This window comes from Myxococcus sp. MxC21-1 (assembly GCF_032612255.1).
GTDB classification, from domain to species: domain Bacteria; phylum Myxococcota; class Myxococcia; order Myxococcales; family Myxococcaceae; genus Myxococcus; species Myxococcus virescens.
The window spans coordinates 7,099,753-7,115,089 of sequence record NZ_CP123278.1 but is presented as its reverse complement, the minus strand read 5'-3'; the positions used below and the strand labels follow the sequence as shown (position 1 = coordinate 7,115,089).

General features: G+C 66.7%; 9 protein-coding genes and 1 pseudogene. 3 read left to right on the top strand and 7 right to left on the bottom strand.

Annotated elements, in window-relative coordinates; genetic code table 11:
- Window positions 1-30: 30 nt before the first annotated feature.
- A pseudogene (locus QEG98_RS31580) lies at window positions 31-2,092 on the top strand (M3 family metallopeptidase).
- A gap of 15 nt (window positions 2,093-2,107) precedes the next feature.
- Here the strand turns inward: QEG98_RS31580 and QEG98_RS31575 are convergent.
- From QEG98_RS31575 to QEG98_RS31565, 3 genes are all read right to left on the bottom strand, one after another.
- Complete coding sequence (locus QEG98_RS31575; protein WP_316563925.1) at window positions 2,108-3,181, bottom strand: hypothetical protein; 1,074 nt, start codon at window positions 3,179-3,181, stop codon at window positions 2,108-2,110.
- A 328-nt stretch (window positions 3,182-3,509) separates the two neighbouring features.
- Window positions 3,510-3,917 carry a nuclear transport factor 2 family protein gene (locus QEG98_RS31570; protein WP_316563924.1) on the bottom strand — a complete coding sequence of 136 codons (408 nt, stop codon included), beginning with the start codon at window positions 3,915-3,917 and terminating at the stop codon, window positions 3,510-3,512.
- A 65-nt stretch (window positions 3,918-3,982) separates the two neighbouring features.
- Window positions 3,983-6,487, bottom strand: coding sequence for a glycogen/starch/alpha-glucan phosphorylase (locus QEG98_RS31565; protein ID WP_316563923.1), 2,505 nt, complete (start codon window positions 6,485-6,487; stop codon window positions 3,983-3,985).
- A 225-nt stretch (window positions 6,488-6,712) separates the two neighbouring features.
- Between QEG98_RS31565 and QEG98_RS31560 the strand changes: the two genes are divergently transcribed.
- Window positions 6,713-7,297 (top strand): DUF2378 family protein, encoded by a 585-nt coding sequence (locus tag QEG98_RS31560; RefSeq protein ID WP_316563922.1) that lies wholly within the window; start codon window positions 6,713-6,715, stop codon window positions 7,295-7,297.
- A gap of 47 nt (window positions 7,298-7,344) precedes the next feature.
- Here the strand turns inward: QEG98_RS31560 and QEG98_RS31555 are convergent, their stop codons facing one another.
- The 4 genes from QEG98_RS31555 to QEG98_RS31540 form a co-directional block, all read right to left on the bottom strand.
- On the bottom strand, window positions 7,345-8,523 hold the full coding sequence (locus tag QEG98_RS31555; RefSeq protein WP_186817839.1) for a M23 family metallopeptidase: 1,179 nt from the start codon (window positions 8,521-8,523) through the stop codon (window positions 7,345-7,347).
- Window positions 8,524-8,719: 196 nt separating this feature from the next.
- Window positions 8,720-10,213: a SpoVR family protein gene (locus QEG98_RS31550; protein WP_141591410.1), complete on the bottom strand. Its 1,494-nt coding sequence runs from the start codon at window positions 10,211-10,213 to the stop codon at window positions 8,720-8,722.
- Between the two features lie 35 nt (window positions 10,214-10,248).
- Window positions 10,249-11,358: a DUF444 family protein gene (locus tag QEG98_RS31545; RefSeq protein ID WP_090490373.1), complete on the bottom strand. Its 1,110-nt coding sequence runs from the start codon at window positions 11,356-11,358 to the stop codon at window positions 10,249-10,251.
- A 22-nt stretch (window positions 11,359-11,380) separates the two neighbouring features.
- Window positions 11,381-13,444: a PrkA family serine protein kinase gene (locus QEG98_RS31540; RefSeq protein WP_090490372.1), complete on the bottom strand. Its 2,064-nt coding sequence runs from the start codon at window positions 13,442-13,444 to the stop codon at window positions 11,381-11,383.
- Window positions 13,445-14,475: 1,031 nt separating this feature from the next.
- On the opposite strand from QEG98_RS31540, the gene QEG98_RS31535 reads away from it, so the two are divergent.
- Entirely contained in the window at window positions 14,476-15,321 is an 846-nt protein-coding gene (locus QEG98_RS31535; protein ID WP_316563921.1) for a hypothetical protein, read from the top strand.
- Window positions 15,322-15,337 lie beyond the last annotated feature (16 nt).

Below are 15,337 nucleotides of genomic sequence, written 5' to 3'. Positions count from 1 at the left end.
CGCGTTTCACACGGAGGCCGCCGGGCGTGCATGCGCCGGGCGGCCTCTCGCACTTCCGCCGCCAATCCCTGCTGCTCCCCGGCGTCCGGCGCATTACCTTTGCGGCCGTACATTCTCCGTCATCACGTCCAGGAGCAGATTGTGTCAGAGAGCCAAGTCCCCGACGCCGCCCGCCTCGTCACCTGCCCACCGGCCGAATTCACGCGTGCCGGTGAGGAGGCCATGGCCGCCGCACGAGCGGGAATCGCCCAGCTCAAGGCCCTCCGCCCCCTACGTCACGCGCGAGGTGCTGGAGCTCTACGACGAGGCCACGGCCGCGCTCGACGATGCGGGAGCCCGCGCCAGCGTCGCCCGCCATGCGCATCCGGACGCCGCCATGCGCGAGGCCGCCGAGGCCGCCGAGCAGGCACTGGAGACGCTCAGCAACGACATCCGCATGGACCGGGGCGTCTATGACGTGCTGGCCGCGCTGGATTTGTCTGGCGAGGACGCCGCCACGCGGAAGTGGATGGAGAAGGTGCGGCGGGAGTTCCGCCGCGCGGGCGTGGACCGGGATGACGCCACCCGCGCCCGGGTGAAGGCGCTCCAGGAGGAGCTGGTCCGCATCGGTCAGGAGTTCAGCCGCAACATCCGCCAGGACACGCGCACGGAAGCGCTGGCGCCGTCCGCGCTGGAGGGCCTGCCTGACGACTACGTGCGCGCCCACCCGCCCGGGCCGGACGGTAAGGTGCGCATCACCACGGACTACCCGGACATCGTCCCCTTCATGACGTACTCGCGGGATGCCCAGGCCCGCGAGCAGATGTGGCGCGTCTTCCGCCAGCGCGGCCATCCCGCCAACGCGGACGTCCTGCAGCGCATGGTGTCCCGCCGGAATGAGCTGGCCACGCTGCTGGGCTACCGGAACTGGGCGGCCTACGCGACCGAGGACAAGATGATTCGGGACGAGGGGGCCGCCTCGGACTTCATCGAGAAGATCGCCGCCGCGTCCGGCGCGCGCATGGAGCGCGACTACGCCACGCTGCTGGAGCGCAAGCGCCGTGACGTCCCTGGCGCCGAGCGCGTCAATCCGTGGGACCAGGCGTACCTGGAGGACCGCGTGAAGGCGGAGCAGTACGCCTTCGACTCGCAGGTGGTGCGGCCCTACTACGAGTACACGCGCGTGAAGCAGGGCGTGCTCGACCTGACGGCGCGCCTGTTCGGCGTCACCTACCGCCGCGTCGCGGACGCGCCGGTGTGGCACCCGGACGTGGAGGCCTACGACGTGTTCGAGGGCGCCACGCTGCGCGGGCGCTTCTACTTGGACATGCACCCGCGCGACGACAAGTACAAGCACGCGGCCCAGTTCACGCTGACCAGCGGGAAGTCGGGCCGGCGGCTGCCGGAAGGGGTGCTGGTCTGCAACTTCCCCCGTCCGGGCGCGGAGCCCGCGCTGCTCCAGCACAGCGACGTGGAGACCTTCTTCCACGAGTTCGGCCACCTGCTGCACCACATCTTCGGCGGTCACACGCGCTGGGCGGGCGTGTCCGGCGTGCGCACGGAGTGGGACTTCGTGGAGGCGCCGTCGCAGATGCTGGAGGAATGGGCGCGTGACACCGCCAGCCTCCAGACGTTCGCGAAGCACTACCAGACGAACGAGCCCATCCCCGCGGACGTGGTGGAGCGCATGCGCCGCGCGGAGGAGTTCGGCAAGGGCCTGTGGGTGCGCCAGCAGATGTTCTACGCGGCGCTCAGCCTGGAGCTGTACCGGCGCAAGCCGGAGGGCGTGGACGCGGTGTCGCTCGTGCGCGAGCTCCAGGGGAAGTTCACGCCCTTCCCGTACGTGGAGGGCACCTACTTCCATCTCTCCTTCGGCCACCTCGACGGGTACTCGTCCAACTACTACACGTACATGTGGTCGCTCGTCATCGCGAAGGACCTGTTCACGGTGTTCCAGCAGAAGGGGATGCTGTCCCCGGAGCCCGCCCAGGCCTACCGGCGCGCGGTGCTGGAGCCGGGTGGTTCCGACGACGCGGCCCGGCTGGTGAATGCCTTCCTGGGGCGCGACTACGACTTCCGCGCCTATGAGGAGTGGCTCAATCAGGCGGCGTGACGTCCCGTCCGCGTTTCAGTTGCGCCCCCACTGCCGGGGGCGCGTGAAGCGGAAGAGGCCACTGGCCTCTTCCTGGGCGATGACGTCCGCCTCGGTGCCGAAGTAGCGGGCGCGCACCTCCTGGAGGCGGGCCTCCAGCACATCGCCGGAGAGCGTCCGTGCCAGGGTCTCGCGCTCCGCCATGTACTGGAGGCCCGCTTCCCAGCGGGCATCCCGTGTCTGGTCCAGCGCGTCCCATCGCCGCAGCGCTTCGTCATTCAGCCCCATCTCCTGGCGCACGGCCCACAGGCTGCGCGCGCGTTCGGCTGATGTCATGCCCGTCAGTTCACGTTGGACGGAGGGCAGCGCCAGGAAGCGATTCATCGTCTCTTGCGGATGCCGGGCGAGCTGCGCTGGTGCCCCGTCTCCGTAGACCTCTCCCAGCCGCGCCTTGTAGGCAGACAGCTTCTCCGTGAGGGGCAGGTCCTGCCTCGCATCAATCACCTGGAGCGCGTCCACCAGCGCCTGGTGCTTCAGCTCCGAATCCCAGAGGCGTTGCGCCGTCTCCTTCCCGAAGAGGCGGTTGCGCGCATCCCAAACGGCGGCACGGCGCTGCTTCGAGTCCAACCCTCGCAGGTAGGCGTCGTTGTCCTTCACCCACTTCTCGTAGTCCAGGCGGTCGCGCAGCAGGGTGGCCAGCGCTTCGTACTGGCCGGGAAAGGCCTTGCGAAGGAATGTCTGGAGTTCTTCTCGCCACCGGTCCGGTGAGCGCGTCTGGAAATACCGCATGAGCTGCTCCAGCATCCGGAGCTGGACGGACGGTTCGTGCAGGCGCGAGCCGAAGCGCTCGAGCAGCGAGAGGCGCAGTACCTCCAGCTCCGAGGCCAGGGCTTCTGCCGCCGGGGCTGCTGCGTTGACGGCGCCTGACATGGGCGGCGCACGGCCCGCCGGGGCGCCCACAAGCGTAGGCCGGGCGCGGTCGCGGGGACTCGTGGTGCCAGGGGAGGGAGGTGCGCCAGACGTATGGCCAGCGGGGAGGAGTCGCCAGCCCACGAGCAGGCCCAGGATGGCGGCGCTCGTTCCCAGCACGCGTTTGGCTTGCAGGCTCATGCCGTCAGGTCCTCGGACGGGACGGCTCCAATGCCAATCACCCCCCAGTCCTTCGAGCGGAGTCGGAGGCCTCGGACGTCCGCTGATGCTCAGCGGACCACCGTGGATGTGTTCCGTATAGCGCAGTGGGTGGGTTGGGATGCTGGCGGCTCGACGCTGACCACGGCGGAGCAGGCTGTCTGTGAGGGCTACGGCCTTGGCGCCATCTGCTCCGTGGGAGTTCGCAGGTGGCGTCGCCTGGGGCGACTGTCAGGACGTGGCGAACTCCAGATGCGGGTACACGGCCTACGACGCCCGCTGGAGCCGCTGAGCCCGTCCCGGCCTGACCTCAAGGCCTCCCACGTCGCACCAGGGGCAGCCCGGCCTGGGCGTACGTCCGCTTCTCGCGCAGACGTCCAGCTTCCCAGTGCAGGACGTCCATCCCGTACCAGCCGAAGTGCTGGCCGTACATCAGCCGGTACATGAGCTGGCGCGGGCCGCGGCGCGCGGACACCTCGTGCTGACAGCGCCAGCGCAGCACCACCTTGCCCGCGGGCGCATCCACCACCATGTCCTCGGTGAGGAATCGGATGCGCCCGAAGTCACCGCGAAACTGCGCGGCGAAGGCCTCACGTACCTGCGCGAGGCCCCGGCACTGCTTCCCGTCGTATGTCTCGTACAGCGCGTCCGGCGTGAAGTACGCCATCACCGCATCGAGATCGTCGCGGTTGAAGGCGTCGGTGAAGGCCCGCACCACGTCCTCCAGTGCCCTCCGGCCGGCGTCGTCACCGGATGGGAGGGATGGCGATGCGGGCCCTGCGCTCACGGGTCCACCGGCGTCTGCTGGATGCGCCAGATCTCCTCGGCGTACTGCTTGATGGTCCGGTCCGAGGAGAAGATGCCGCCGCGCGCCACGTTGATGATGCACTTGCGCGCCCAGGCGTCGGCGTCCTTGTAGGCGTGCGCGACGTCCTCTTGCTTCGCCATGTACGACGGGAAGTCCGCCAGCATGAGGTAGCGGTCCTCCTCCAGGAGGCTGTCCACCAGCGGCTTGAAGAGGTGCTTGTCTTCCGGCGAGAAGAAGCCGGTGGAAATCAGGTCCAGCGCCTCGCGCAGTTCCTGGTGCTGGTTGTACTCGTCGCGCGGACGGTAGCCCTCGCGCTTGCGAGCAATCACCTCGTCCGCCGTGAGGCCGAAGAGGAAGAAGTTCTCATCGCCCACCGCGTCGCGAATCTCCACGTTGGCGCCGTCCAGCGTTCCCAGCGTCAGCGCGCCGTTGAGCATCAGCTTCATGTTGCCGGTGCCGGACGCCTCCATGCCCGCGGTGGAGATCTGCTCGGACACGTCGGCGGCGGGGATGATGCGCTCGGCCAGGCTCACGCGGTAGTTGGGGGCGAAGACCACCTGCAGGCCCGTGGTGCCCGCGTCGCTGTTCACCACCTCGGCGATGCCGTTGATGAGCCGGATGGTCAGCTTCGCCAGGTGGTAGCCCGGCGCCGCCTTGGCGCCGAAGATGAACGCCCGCGGGTGGATGATGGTGGACGGATCCCTGCGCGCCTTCATCCACAGCGCCACGATGTGCAGCGCGTTGAGCAACTGGCGCTTGTATTCGTGCAGGCGCTTGATCTGCACGTCGAAGATAGCGTCCGGATTGAGCTGCACCCAGCGCAAGTCACGGATGTGCCGGGCCAGGTCTTCCTTGTTGGCGCGCTTCACCTCGCGGAAGGCCTTGCGGAAGTCCGGGTCCTCCGCGTGCGCCTCCAGCTTCGTCAGCTTGTCCAGGTCCGTGACCCAGCCCTCGCCGATGCGGGACGTAATCAGCTTGGACAGGCGGGGGTTGCACCATGCCAGCCAGCGGCGCGGCGTCACGCCGTTCGTCTTGTTGTTGAACCGCTCCGGGTTCATGGACGCGAAGTCCGTCAGCACGTCCCGGCGCAGCAGGTCGGTGTGCAGCGCGGCCACGCCGTTGACGCTGTGGCTGCCGACGACGGCGAGGTGGGCCATGCGAATCTTCTTCTCGGCCCCTTCCTCCACCAGGCTCATCCGCTGCATCTTCTCCTGGTCGTACGGGTAGCGAATCTGAACCTGCCGCAGGAAGCGCGAGTTGATTTCGTAGATGATTTCCAGGTGGCGGGGCAGCAGCCGCTCGAAGAGCGTCGCCGGCCACTTCTCCATCGCCTCGGCCAGCAGCGTGTGGTTGGTGTAGCCGAACGTCTCCTGGGTAATCGTCCACGCCTCGTCCCAGAGCAGGCGCTTCTCGTCCACCAGCACGCGCATCAGCTCCGCCACGCCAATGGCCGGGTGTGTGTCGTTGAGCTGGATGGCTGCCTTGCGGGAGAAGTCCTTGAAGTCCGTGTGGTTCTTCAGGTAGCGCCGGACGATGTCCGCGATGGAGCACGCGACGAAGAAGTACTGCTGCTTGAGCCGCAGCTCCTTGCCGGCCTGGAACGCGTCGTTGGGGTAGAGGACCTTGGAGATGACCTCCGAGTCGTTCTTCTCCACCACCGAGCGCTCGTAGTCGCCCGCGTTGAACAGCAGCAGGTCGAACTCCTCGGAGGCGCGCGCCTGCCACAGCCGCAGCGTGTTGACGGTGTTGTTGTGGTACCCGGCGATGGGCGTGTCATACGGAACGCCCACCACCGTCTTGCCGCCCACCCAGCGCGCCACGGGACGGCCATCCGGGCCCTGGTGGTGCTCCACGCGCCCGAAGAAGCGCACTGGCACCGCCTTCTCCGGCCGGACGATTTCCCACGGGTTGCCGAACTTGAGCCACTCGTCGGCGCGCTCCACCTGGTACCCGTCGACGATGTCCTGCGTGAAGATGCCGAACTCGTAGCGGATGCCGTACCCCATGCCGGGGTAGGCCAGGGTGGCCAGCGACTCCATGAAACACGCGGCCAGGCGCCCCAGGCCGCCGTTGCCCAGGCCCGCGTCCGGCTCCATCTCCAGCAGGTTGGTGAGGTCCACCCCCACTTCTTGCATCGACTCGGCGGCCGCTTCGTACATCCCCAGGTTCAGCAGGTTGTTGCCCAGGGCCCGACCCAGCAGGTACTCGGCGGAGAGGTAATAGGCGCGCTTGACGTCCTTTTCGTAATACGTGCGCGACGTCTTCACCCACCGGTCCGCCAGCCTGTCACGCACCGCGAGCGACAGCGCCATGAAGCGGTCATGGGGCGTGGACGACTCGTAGTTCTTTCCGCGCGAATAGCGGACGTGGTCGAGGAAGGAACGGCGCAAGCTGGCCGCGTCGTGCCCGAGCCCGCTGTCGTCGGTCGTGGCCGGCTGGGCGGGGCGGGGCTGCTGGGAGGCGGAGGCAGGAGGGGCCATGGCGCTGGGTATCTCTGGACGGAGTTGCTGCGGGTTCATGGTTTCGCGGCCACCGGGGTTTCCCGGGTTCGCGAAGGTGCGTCAGGCTAGCGCAGCCGTGTCTCGCATCGCATCGGTAAAGCGCGTCCCAGCCCTGGGGGACAGCTCACCTGGAAGGGCGGCGGACTGCCTGCCGGTGGATGGCGCGCCAACCCGGAGACGGATTGATGTAGAGAGCAATCCGCCATGGGCTTTCCGCAGAACGACCTCGAACAACGGTTGGCCGTCATCCGTCCCGACGACACGGTGCGCGGGCTCGTCTTCAACGCGGTGTTCAACCTGACAGAGAAGCAGCTGGGCGTGGAGGCGGCCACGCGCCTGCGTGAGCCCTTCTTCAAGCGCTCCCCGGTGGATTTCTTCTCCTACCCGGCCGTGGATGCCCTGCGCCTCTTGTACGCGACGTCGGAAGCGCTCACGCCCATTTACGGCTCCATGGAGGACGCGGTGCGGGCCTGCGGGGCCGCGGCCGTCACGCACTTCTTCCAGTCCACGGTGGGCCAGACGCTCAACCGGCTCATCGGCAAGGGCGACCCCAAGCGGCTCCTCTCCCACGCGCCCACCGCGTACTCGACGCTGGTGAACTATGGCCGGCGCGAATTCGCCGCGCTGGGAGACAAGCAGGTGCGCCTGGCCTTCCACGGGGACATGCAGCCGGTGCAGTACCATGAGGGCGTCTTGAAGGAGGCGCTGAGCGTCGTCGGCTGCAAGAGCCGGGTGGTGGGCACGCCTCGCGGCGTGACGGGCGCTGACTACGTCATCACCTGGGAGTAGACCCGCGGCGCGCGTCCCACGGAGGGGACGCGCACGGCGTCACCGCGTCACGGCATGGCCGCGGCCTGCCCGGCGACGGCGGCCACGGACACGGCCTCCATCTGCCCCGTCAGCTCCTGCGCCTTGGCGAGGAAGTCCGGCAGCAGCTCCTTGGGCAGTGGGTCCGCGCGGGGGAACTGCTGGTTGAGCGGGTTGGTGTACTGGCCGTTGCGCTTGAGCCCGAAGTGCAGGTGCGGCCCGGTGGAGCGGCCGGTGTTGCCGGAGTAGGCGATGACCTGCTTCTGCCGCACGCGGGCGCCCGCGCGGACGCCTTCGCCGAAGCGCGACAGGTGCATGTACTGCGTCTCGAAGCCGTTGGCGTGGCGGATGACCACCATGTTGCCGGCGGCGCCCGCGTAGCCCGCCTGCGTCACCGTGCCGTCCGCCACCGCCCACACCGGGGTGCCGATGGGGGTGCCGTAGTCCACGCCATTGTGGGCCTTGAGGTACTTGAGCACCGGGTGGAAGCGCGAGCCGAAGCGGCTGGTGACGTTGGCGTACTTCAGGGGTGTCTTGAGGAAGGTCTTCTTCGCGCTGGCGCCCTCCTCGTTGAAGTAGTTGGGCTGCCCGTCCGGGAGCACGTAGCGGTACACCTTCTTGTTGCCCACGAGCCCGCCCGCGTACGTCGCCGCCAGCACGTCGCCGTAGCGCAGCAGGCGGCCCTTGGAGACGAACTTCTCCACCAGCGCGCGCGCCGTGTCGCCCTTGCGCACGTCACGGTAGAAGTCGATGTCCCAGGCGAACACGTCCGCCAGCACCATGCCGATGGCCGGGTCCTCGCCGGCGGCCACCGCCGCCTCGTACAGCGACGACTGGATTTCCAGCGCCACCACGGCGACCTGCTTCTCCACCTCGATGGCGCGCTTGCTGCCCACGTACTTCTCGCCGTCGCGGCGGACCTGCCACTCGTCCACCATGCTCTGGCGGTAGTCGAAGAAGTCCAGCTCCCCGTCGCGGATGACGAGCCGCAGCTGGTCGCCCACGCGCGACTTGCGGAAGTCGAACACGCCCTCGAGCGCGGAGATGACGGCGGCCACCTGCGCGTCCGGGAGCTGCGCGTCGTGCAGCGCCTTCGCGAGCGTCTGGTTCGGCTCGATACGGCGGTTCTTGATGACGTGACGGACCGCGGCTTCGGACGTCGAAGCCAGCAGCGCGGCGGCCAGGCAGAGCAGGGGAGCGATTCTCATGGGGCGGCGGCCGAGTGTAGTGGACACCCTGGCGCTCGCCCAGCGAAGGGCCGGGAAATTTCCGGGCTCGGCTGCCTGGCTGCTTGAAGTCTCCGAGGAGCGCCTGGCCCGGCCTCCCTGCGCCCCCAGCGGGAGACGCTGCCCACCCGGTGTCCTCAGGGGCTCCGGCGCACCGCCCGGGGCCGGGCACGGCTGCTCAGAGTTCCACCTTCCGCTCGGAGTGGCTCTGCCCGTCGAAGCGCAGAATGACGCCCTTGTTGTCGTACCGCGTGAGGATGTTGACGGGCCGGCGCCACAGGGACTGGAGGTTGCGCAGCGTCTCGCGGGCGTAGTCGCCCTTGAGGTCCTGTCCGTCGTGGCGGTGCGCCAGCAGCAGTTCGCTGCGGTTCTCGAAGTTGCCGTCCACCACCTCGATGATGGGCTGGCCGAAGTTGGTGAGTCCCTGGAGGAGCTTGTTCTTCACCTTCTTGAACTCGCGGTCGAGGATCTCCCACGAGTTGCGCTTGTCGTTGAAGCCGTACACGAAGAGCTTCTGCTCCATCGCGAACTCGGGCGTCAGGAACGTGTCGATGAAGGTGATGTCGTTGTAGTGCTTGCGGACCTCGAAGATCTTCTCGCGGCCGGCGCCCAGCTTCTTGTCCCAGGAGCGGCGCGCGCGCAAATCATCGCACTCGTCCCATTCCTTGCCGAAGCGGCCCTTGTTCCACCGCTCCTCGATGTCGCGCCACAGCTCGATGCCGAGCTTGTACGGGTTGATGGCGCCAGGGCGGGTCCCCATGGTGCCGGAGTGGTGGTCCGCGTAGTCGATGATTTCGTCGTCCTTGAGCGCCCGGCGCGTCATGATGGTGGAGTGCCAGTAGCTGGCCCACCCCTCGTTCATGATTTTCGTCTGGCCCTGGGGCGCGAAGTAGTAGGCCTCGTCGCGCAGAATCGCGAGGATGTCCGCCTCCCACGGTTCCAGCGGCGCCTCTTCCAGCAGGAAGAGCAACACGTCGCGCTGGGGGCGCTCGGGGAACTTCTTGGCGCGCTGCTTCTCGTCCTCCACCTTCTTGCGCTGTGAGTCGAGGAACTCGGACGGGTTGATGTAGCCGCGCATGTATTCGCGGCCCACCTTGAAGCCCTCCACGCGCTCGTTGGCCTTGAGCTCGTCCTCGGCCTTCTTCGGGTCCGGGTTGCGCCGGATGTGCGGCGCGTGCTGGTCGATGAGGTTCTCCAGGCTCAGCGTCCGGTCGATGAAGTCCTCGACCTTCTCCACGCCAATCTTGTCCACCCAGCGCCGCACCCGCGTGGCGTGGTTGGCCATCTCATCAATCATCCGGCGGTTGGTGTGCCGGAAGGAGAAGTTGTTCTTGAAGAAGTCGCAATGGCCGTAGACGTGGGCCATGACGAGCTTCTGGTCCACCTCCGGGTTGCTCTCCATCAAGTAGGCGTAGCAAGGGTCGTTGTTGATGACGAGCTCGTAGATCTTGCTCAGCCCGTACTCGTAGCCCTTGGCGAGCTGCTCGTACTCCATGCCCCAGCGCCAGTGGGGATAGCGGGTGGGAAAGCCGCCGTAGGCGGCCACCATGTTCATCTCGTCGTAGGACACCATCTCGAAGTGGGTGTCGAAGAAGTCCAGGCCGAACTCCTTGGCGTAGCCATGGATTTCGTCACGGAGCGAGGCGAGGCGAGGGGGGAGGCTCTTGGGCATCGGGCAGTCGCTCCGGTGGGAAAGGACCGCTGAAGTCAGCGGCCCTTGCCGAGGAAGTCCTTGATGGACGCGTAGATGGCGTCCTTGTCCGCGATTTCGCTCAGCGCGACGTTGGGCGTGTCCCCCACCGCCTCGCGCAAATCCTTGATGAACTGGCCGCTGCCGTAGGGGGACTCCACCTGGCCGTAGGCGAACTGGTTGACGTTGGGCAGCACGTCGTTGCGCAGCATCTCAATGCACTGCCGCGTGTCGTCCGCGCTCCAGTTGTCCCCGTCGCTGAAGTGGAACGGGTAGATGTTCCACGCGCTCTTCGGGTAGTCCGCCAGGATGATGTCCCGGCAGAGCTTGTAGGCGCTGGAAATCATCGTCCCGCCGGACTCGCGGGTGTGGAAGAACGTGTCGCGGTCCACCTCGCGCGCCACCGCGTCGTGGATGATGTAGCGCGCCTCCAGGCCCTTGTATTGGTGGCGCAGCCACGTATCGAGCCAGAAGCTCTCGATGCGGACGATCTCTTTCTGCTCGTCACCCATGGAGCCGGACACGTCCATCATGTAGATGATGACCGCGTTCGTTTCGGGCAGGTCCTGGAGCTTGTAGCTGCGGTAGCGGCGGTCCTCGCGCGTGGGGATGATGACGGGCCGCGCCGGGTCATACGTGCCAGCGGCAATCTGCCGCCGCAGCGCCTGCTTGAAGGTCCGCTTGAAGTGCCGCAGCGACTCCGGGCCGGTGGTGTTGACGCCGGTGTAGCGGATCTTCTGGGTGATGATGCGCTCGTTCTGCCGCCGCTCGATGTTGGGCAGCTGCAGCTCCTCGCCCAGAATCTGGGCGAGCTCGTCGAGCGTGACGTCCACCTCCATGGCGTGGTCGCCTTCGCCCTGGCCGGCCTGCTTGCCCTCCCCGGGCTCCACCGCCCCGGGCCCGAGCTGCTGGCCGACCTCGCCGTCACCCTGCCCGACGCCACCCTGTTCCTTGTGGCCGTACTTGAAGCGGGGGATGTCGATGAAGGGGATGGGGATGGAGATGGCGTCCTTCCCCTTCTTCCCAATCATCTCGCCCTTCTGCACGTACTTGCGCAGGTTGGCTTTGATCTTCCCCCGGACGATCTGTTTGAAGCGGGAGTGGTCCTGGTGGATCTTCAAGGTCACGACGGCTCGCCCCTCTCTGGTGTTACTCCTTCGCGTCGCCGCGGGCGAAGATGCTGGCCACGAAGTTCAGCACGTCCGTGGAGCAGATTTCGCAGTAGCCGTAGTTCTTCATCATCCGGTCCTTCACCAGGTCGATCTTCTCCTGCGTCTCCTTGTCGACGACGGAGGACACCAGGTTCTTGAGCTTGATGCTGTCCTTCTGGTCCTCGAACAGCTTCAGCTCCAGCGACTTGTGGAGCCGCTCGTTGGTCCGGTAGTTGAAGGTCTTCCCCTCCACCGCGAGCGCGCCGATGTAGTTCATGATTTCGCGGCGGAAGTCGTCCTTGCGGGTATCGGGGATGTCGATCTTCTCCTCGATGGACCGCATCAGCCGCTCATCGGGCTCCTCGTAGAGGCCGGTGTACTTGTTCTTGACCTTCTCCTTCTGGGTGTAGGCCTTGATGTTGTCGATGTAGTTGCCGCACAGCTTGGCGATGGCGTCCTCGTCCGCGGAGATGGCGCGCTGGACCTCGTTCTTGACGATGTCCTCGTACTCCTGCTTCACGGACGTGAGCAGCTCCTTCATCCCCTTGCGAGTGTCCTCGCTGTTGATGAGGGAGTGCGTCTTGAGGCCGGCCTCCAACTCGTTGAGGACCATGAAGGGGTTGATGCAGCCCTCGCCCTTGTCGCTCACCAGGGCGTTGGAGATCTTGTCCTGGATGTAGCGCGGGGAGATGCCTTCCAGGCCCTCGCGGTTGCTCTCCTTGCGCAGCTCCTTGATGTTGTCCTCGGTGAAGTTCGGGAGCGTCTTGCCGTTGTAGAGCTTGAGCTTCTGGAGCAGCGACAGGTTGTGCTTCTTGGGCTCCTCCAGGCGCGTGAGCACGGCCCACATGGCGGCCATCTCCAGCGTGTGCGGAGCGATGTGCTTGCCCTTGATGGCGCGGGAGTTGAAGTCCTTCTCGTAGATCTTCACCTCTTCGGACAGCTTGGTGATGTACGGGACGTCAATCTTCACCGTGCGATCTCTCAGGGCCTCCATGAACTCGTTGTTCTCGAGCTTCTTGTACTCGGGCTCGTTGGTGTGGCCGAGGATGACCTCGTCGATGTCCGTCTGCGGGAACTTCTTCGGCTTGATCTTGTGCTCCTGCGACGCGCCGAGCAGGTCGTAGAGGAACGCGACGTCCAGCTTCAGCACCTCGACGAACTCGATGATGCCGCGGTTGGCGATGTTGAACTCGCCGTCGAAGTTGAAGGCGCGCGGGTCGGAGTCGGAGCCGTACTCGGCGATCTTCCGGTAGTTGATGTCACCGGTGAGCTCGGTGGAGTCCTGGTTCTTCTCGTCCTTGGGCTGGAAGGTGCCGATGCCCACGCGGTCCTTCTCGCTGAAGACGAGCCGGTTGACGCGGATGTGGCTCATGACCTTGGCGAAGTCGCCCTGGTACTGCGTCATCAGGTCCTTGAAGACGAAGCGGCAGGCGGGGCACAGCTCGGAGCCATCTGGAATGGTGTAGCCGGACTCGGGCGGCGACAGCTCGGCGTAGATCTTGGAACGCCACTCCCGGGGGATGAGGTTGAGCGGCTCCTCGTTCATCGGGCACTTCATCTTCTCCTTCACCGGGGCGCCGTCCGAGCCCTTCTTGTCGGTGAGCCAGGAGAAGGTGTACGCGGCGCCCTCCGGCGTCTTGGAGTAGTCCTCCGTGCCCTTCTTCAGCAGGCGCGCGATGGTGGACTTGGACGAGCCCACGGGGCCATGGAGGAGGATGACGCGCTTCTCGGTGCCGTAGCCCTGGGCCGCGGACTTGAAGACGTTGACCAGCTTCATGAGCGGGACATCGAGCCCGAAGATGGCGTCACGGCCGCCGAACTTCTCGTCGCTGAAGAAGTGGTAGCGGATGAGCTTCTTCTTGTTGTCGATGTACTCCGTCTTTCCGTGGCTGAGGATCATGTCGTAGATCCTCTGGAAGGCGGTGCGGGTGACCTTGGGGTTCTGCCGGACGATTTCGAGGTACTCCTCGAACGAGCCTTCCCAGTTGAGCTCCGCGTAGGTCTTCACGTCCTGCAACGCAGCGATTCTGGAGACCCACGAACCCTTCTCAGCGTCCTTCATGTCTCTCCCTCGGAGCCACCCGGGGACGCGGAAAGCCGCGCCGACAGGGGGGCCAAAATGGTCAACCTGGAGGGCATGACTGCCATTCCACACCCACCCCGACGAGGTCCCAGGCACGACAGCCCTGCTGCCCCTTCGGGACCCCGCCGCGGAGTGGGACCGCGCGTTACGCTCGTGTCAGGGGTGGAACGCCCGAAAGCGCACCCCCTCCACGGGGTGAAAAGGCATCTTGATTATAAGGGCCCTCGCCCACGGGGGTAGGCGCACACCGGCTGCACGAAGGGTAGTGAACGCCTGAACGGTCATTTCCCCGGCGCCCGGCAGCAGCAATGCTCGTGTGGGTTGTGGGGCAGCGTGCCCTTTCACTCCACATGTCGGCGCGGAGCCTTCACGGACGAGGCTGGCGTCGCATGCATGAAAGCAGGCGAGCGGTCGTGCGGGATGGGCGTCGGGTACCGGGTGAGTGTCGTGCGCCGGACGCGCGTCCCATGAGGTGACAACGGGATGATGCGCCGCTCACGTCACGGCGAGGCGCGACGGACATCGCGCATGCCATGCCAGGTATCGGGCAGGCGGGAAGGGGGCCCGTGGTCCAGGGGCTCGTCGTCACCAGGCATGCCGAGTGAGACATCAGGGCGTGTAGGAAGGCGACCCGTGGCTCGAAGAGGTGCCGCCAGAAGCCGGATGGAACCTCAAAGCTTGCCGGCAGGCGGCTTGTCGCCCGTATTCACGCTCATCGCATGAGACATCAAGGCCTGCGGAAGGTGGCTTGTCGCAGGCGCGCTTTGCTGTGAATGAAACGCGACACGGCGCATCCGCGTCTGGCGCGGCGCAGCCCCTGCTTCACTCGAAGGGTCTCCCATTCTGGACGGCTCGGGGGCGTGCACGAGAGGAAGACCTCCGAGCATGGCGTATGCAATGGGGGCATGGCGCCTGTCCTTCCTTGGAGCCTCCTGGTGCCCGTCCTGCTCGTCGCAACCTGTCTTCTTGGCGCATGGGTCCAGGCAACAGTCCCTCCTGCGGAAGGACGCGTGGTGGCGACGGCTCTGCTCGATGCAGGGCGTTCACCTCGCCGCGCGCTGCGGCTGGAGCAGCGGCCAGGGTGGGGCCAGGGCATGGTGGTGTCTGTCTCTCCCGAGGTTGAGACGGTGCTGGGCGTGGGGACCGGCCGCGAGCTGCGAACGGAGTATGGCCCCGAGGTCTCGGTGCCGCTCTACGTGGAATGGCAGGCAGGGGCCGGGAGGGGACAGGCGCGTTACCACGTGCGGGTGGGGCGTCCCGAGGTCCGCGCCGTGGACGATGAGGGGATGGAGCCCGCGTGGCGGTTGGCGGAGGAACTGGGCGCGGCGAGTGGCCGGGATGGCGCCGTGGTGCTCTCCAATCGGGGGGCGCCGGTTCAGGCATGGGTGCAACTGGGGCCCGGGGCTTCCGCGGCATTGAGCAGCCTGGTGCGGGCGGCGCTGTCCTCGGACTGGCTCGTCACCCCACGGCTTCCGGAAGAGCCGGTGGGCGCGGGAGCGCGCTGGGTCGTGGCGCGAGCCCAGGAGGAAGGGCTGGCCGTCATCACCTATGAGCTGGTGGAGCTGGAAGGAGCCCGCGGCCGGGTGCGCTTCCTCCTCCAGTCCCAGGGAGCGGAAGGTCCGCCGGCTCCCAGGGCCGAAGGCGAGCTGCGTTTCGACCTGCGCCGCCCATTTCCCGAGCGGCTGGAGGTCCTCTACACGTCGCGCGCCGAACTGGGGACGCAGGGCCCCCGGCGGCTGGAGGTGGTCCGCCGCACGCGGGTGACGCTGGAGTCCGGCAGCCCCTTGGCCCCTGCGCATCCTGAAATGATTGCAGCCCCCTGGATATCGGAAGGGGAGCAGGTTCGCGCACCGTGAAGTCGGCCGCGCTCCC

Bases quoted from the DNA above. Each gene is read 5' to 3' on its own strand.
- QEG98_RS31575 (WP_316563925.1), bottom strand. From the start codon at position 3,181: ATGAGCCTGCAAGCCAAACGCGTGCTGGGAACGAGCGCCGCCATCCTG.
- QEG98_RS31565 (WP_316563923.1), bottom strand. From the start codon at position 6,487: ATGGCCCCTCCTGCCTCCGCCTCCCAGCAGCCCCGCCCCGCCCAGCCG.
- QEG98_RS31560 (WP_316563922.1), top strand. From the start codon at position 6,713: ATGGGCTTTCCGCAGAACGACCTCGAACAACGGTTGGCCGTCATCCGT.
- QEG98_RS31555 (WP_186817839.1), bottom strand. From the start codon at position 8,523: ATGAGAATCGCTCCCCTGCTCTGCCTGGCCGCCGCGCTGCTGGCTTCG.
- QEG98_RS31550 (WP_141591410.1), bottom strand. From the start codon at position 10,213: ATGCCCAAGAGCCTCCCCCCTCGCCTCGCCTCGCTCCGTGACGAAATC.
- QEG98_RS31540 (WP_090490372.1), bottom strand. From the start codon at position 13,444: ATGAAGGACGCTGAGAAGGGTTCGTGGGTCTCCAGAATCGCTGCGTTG.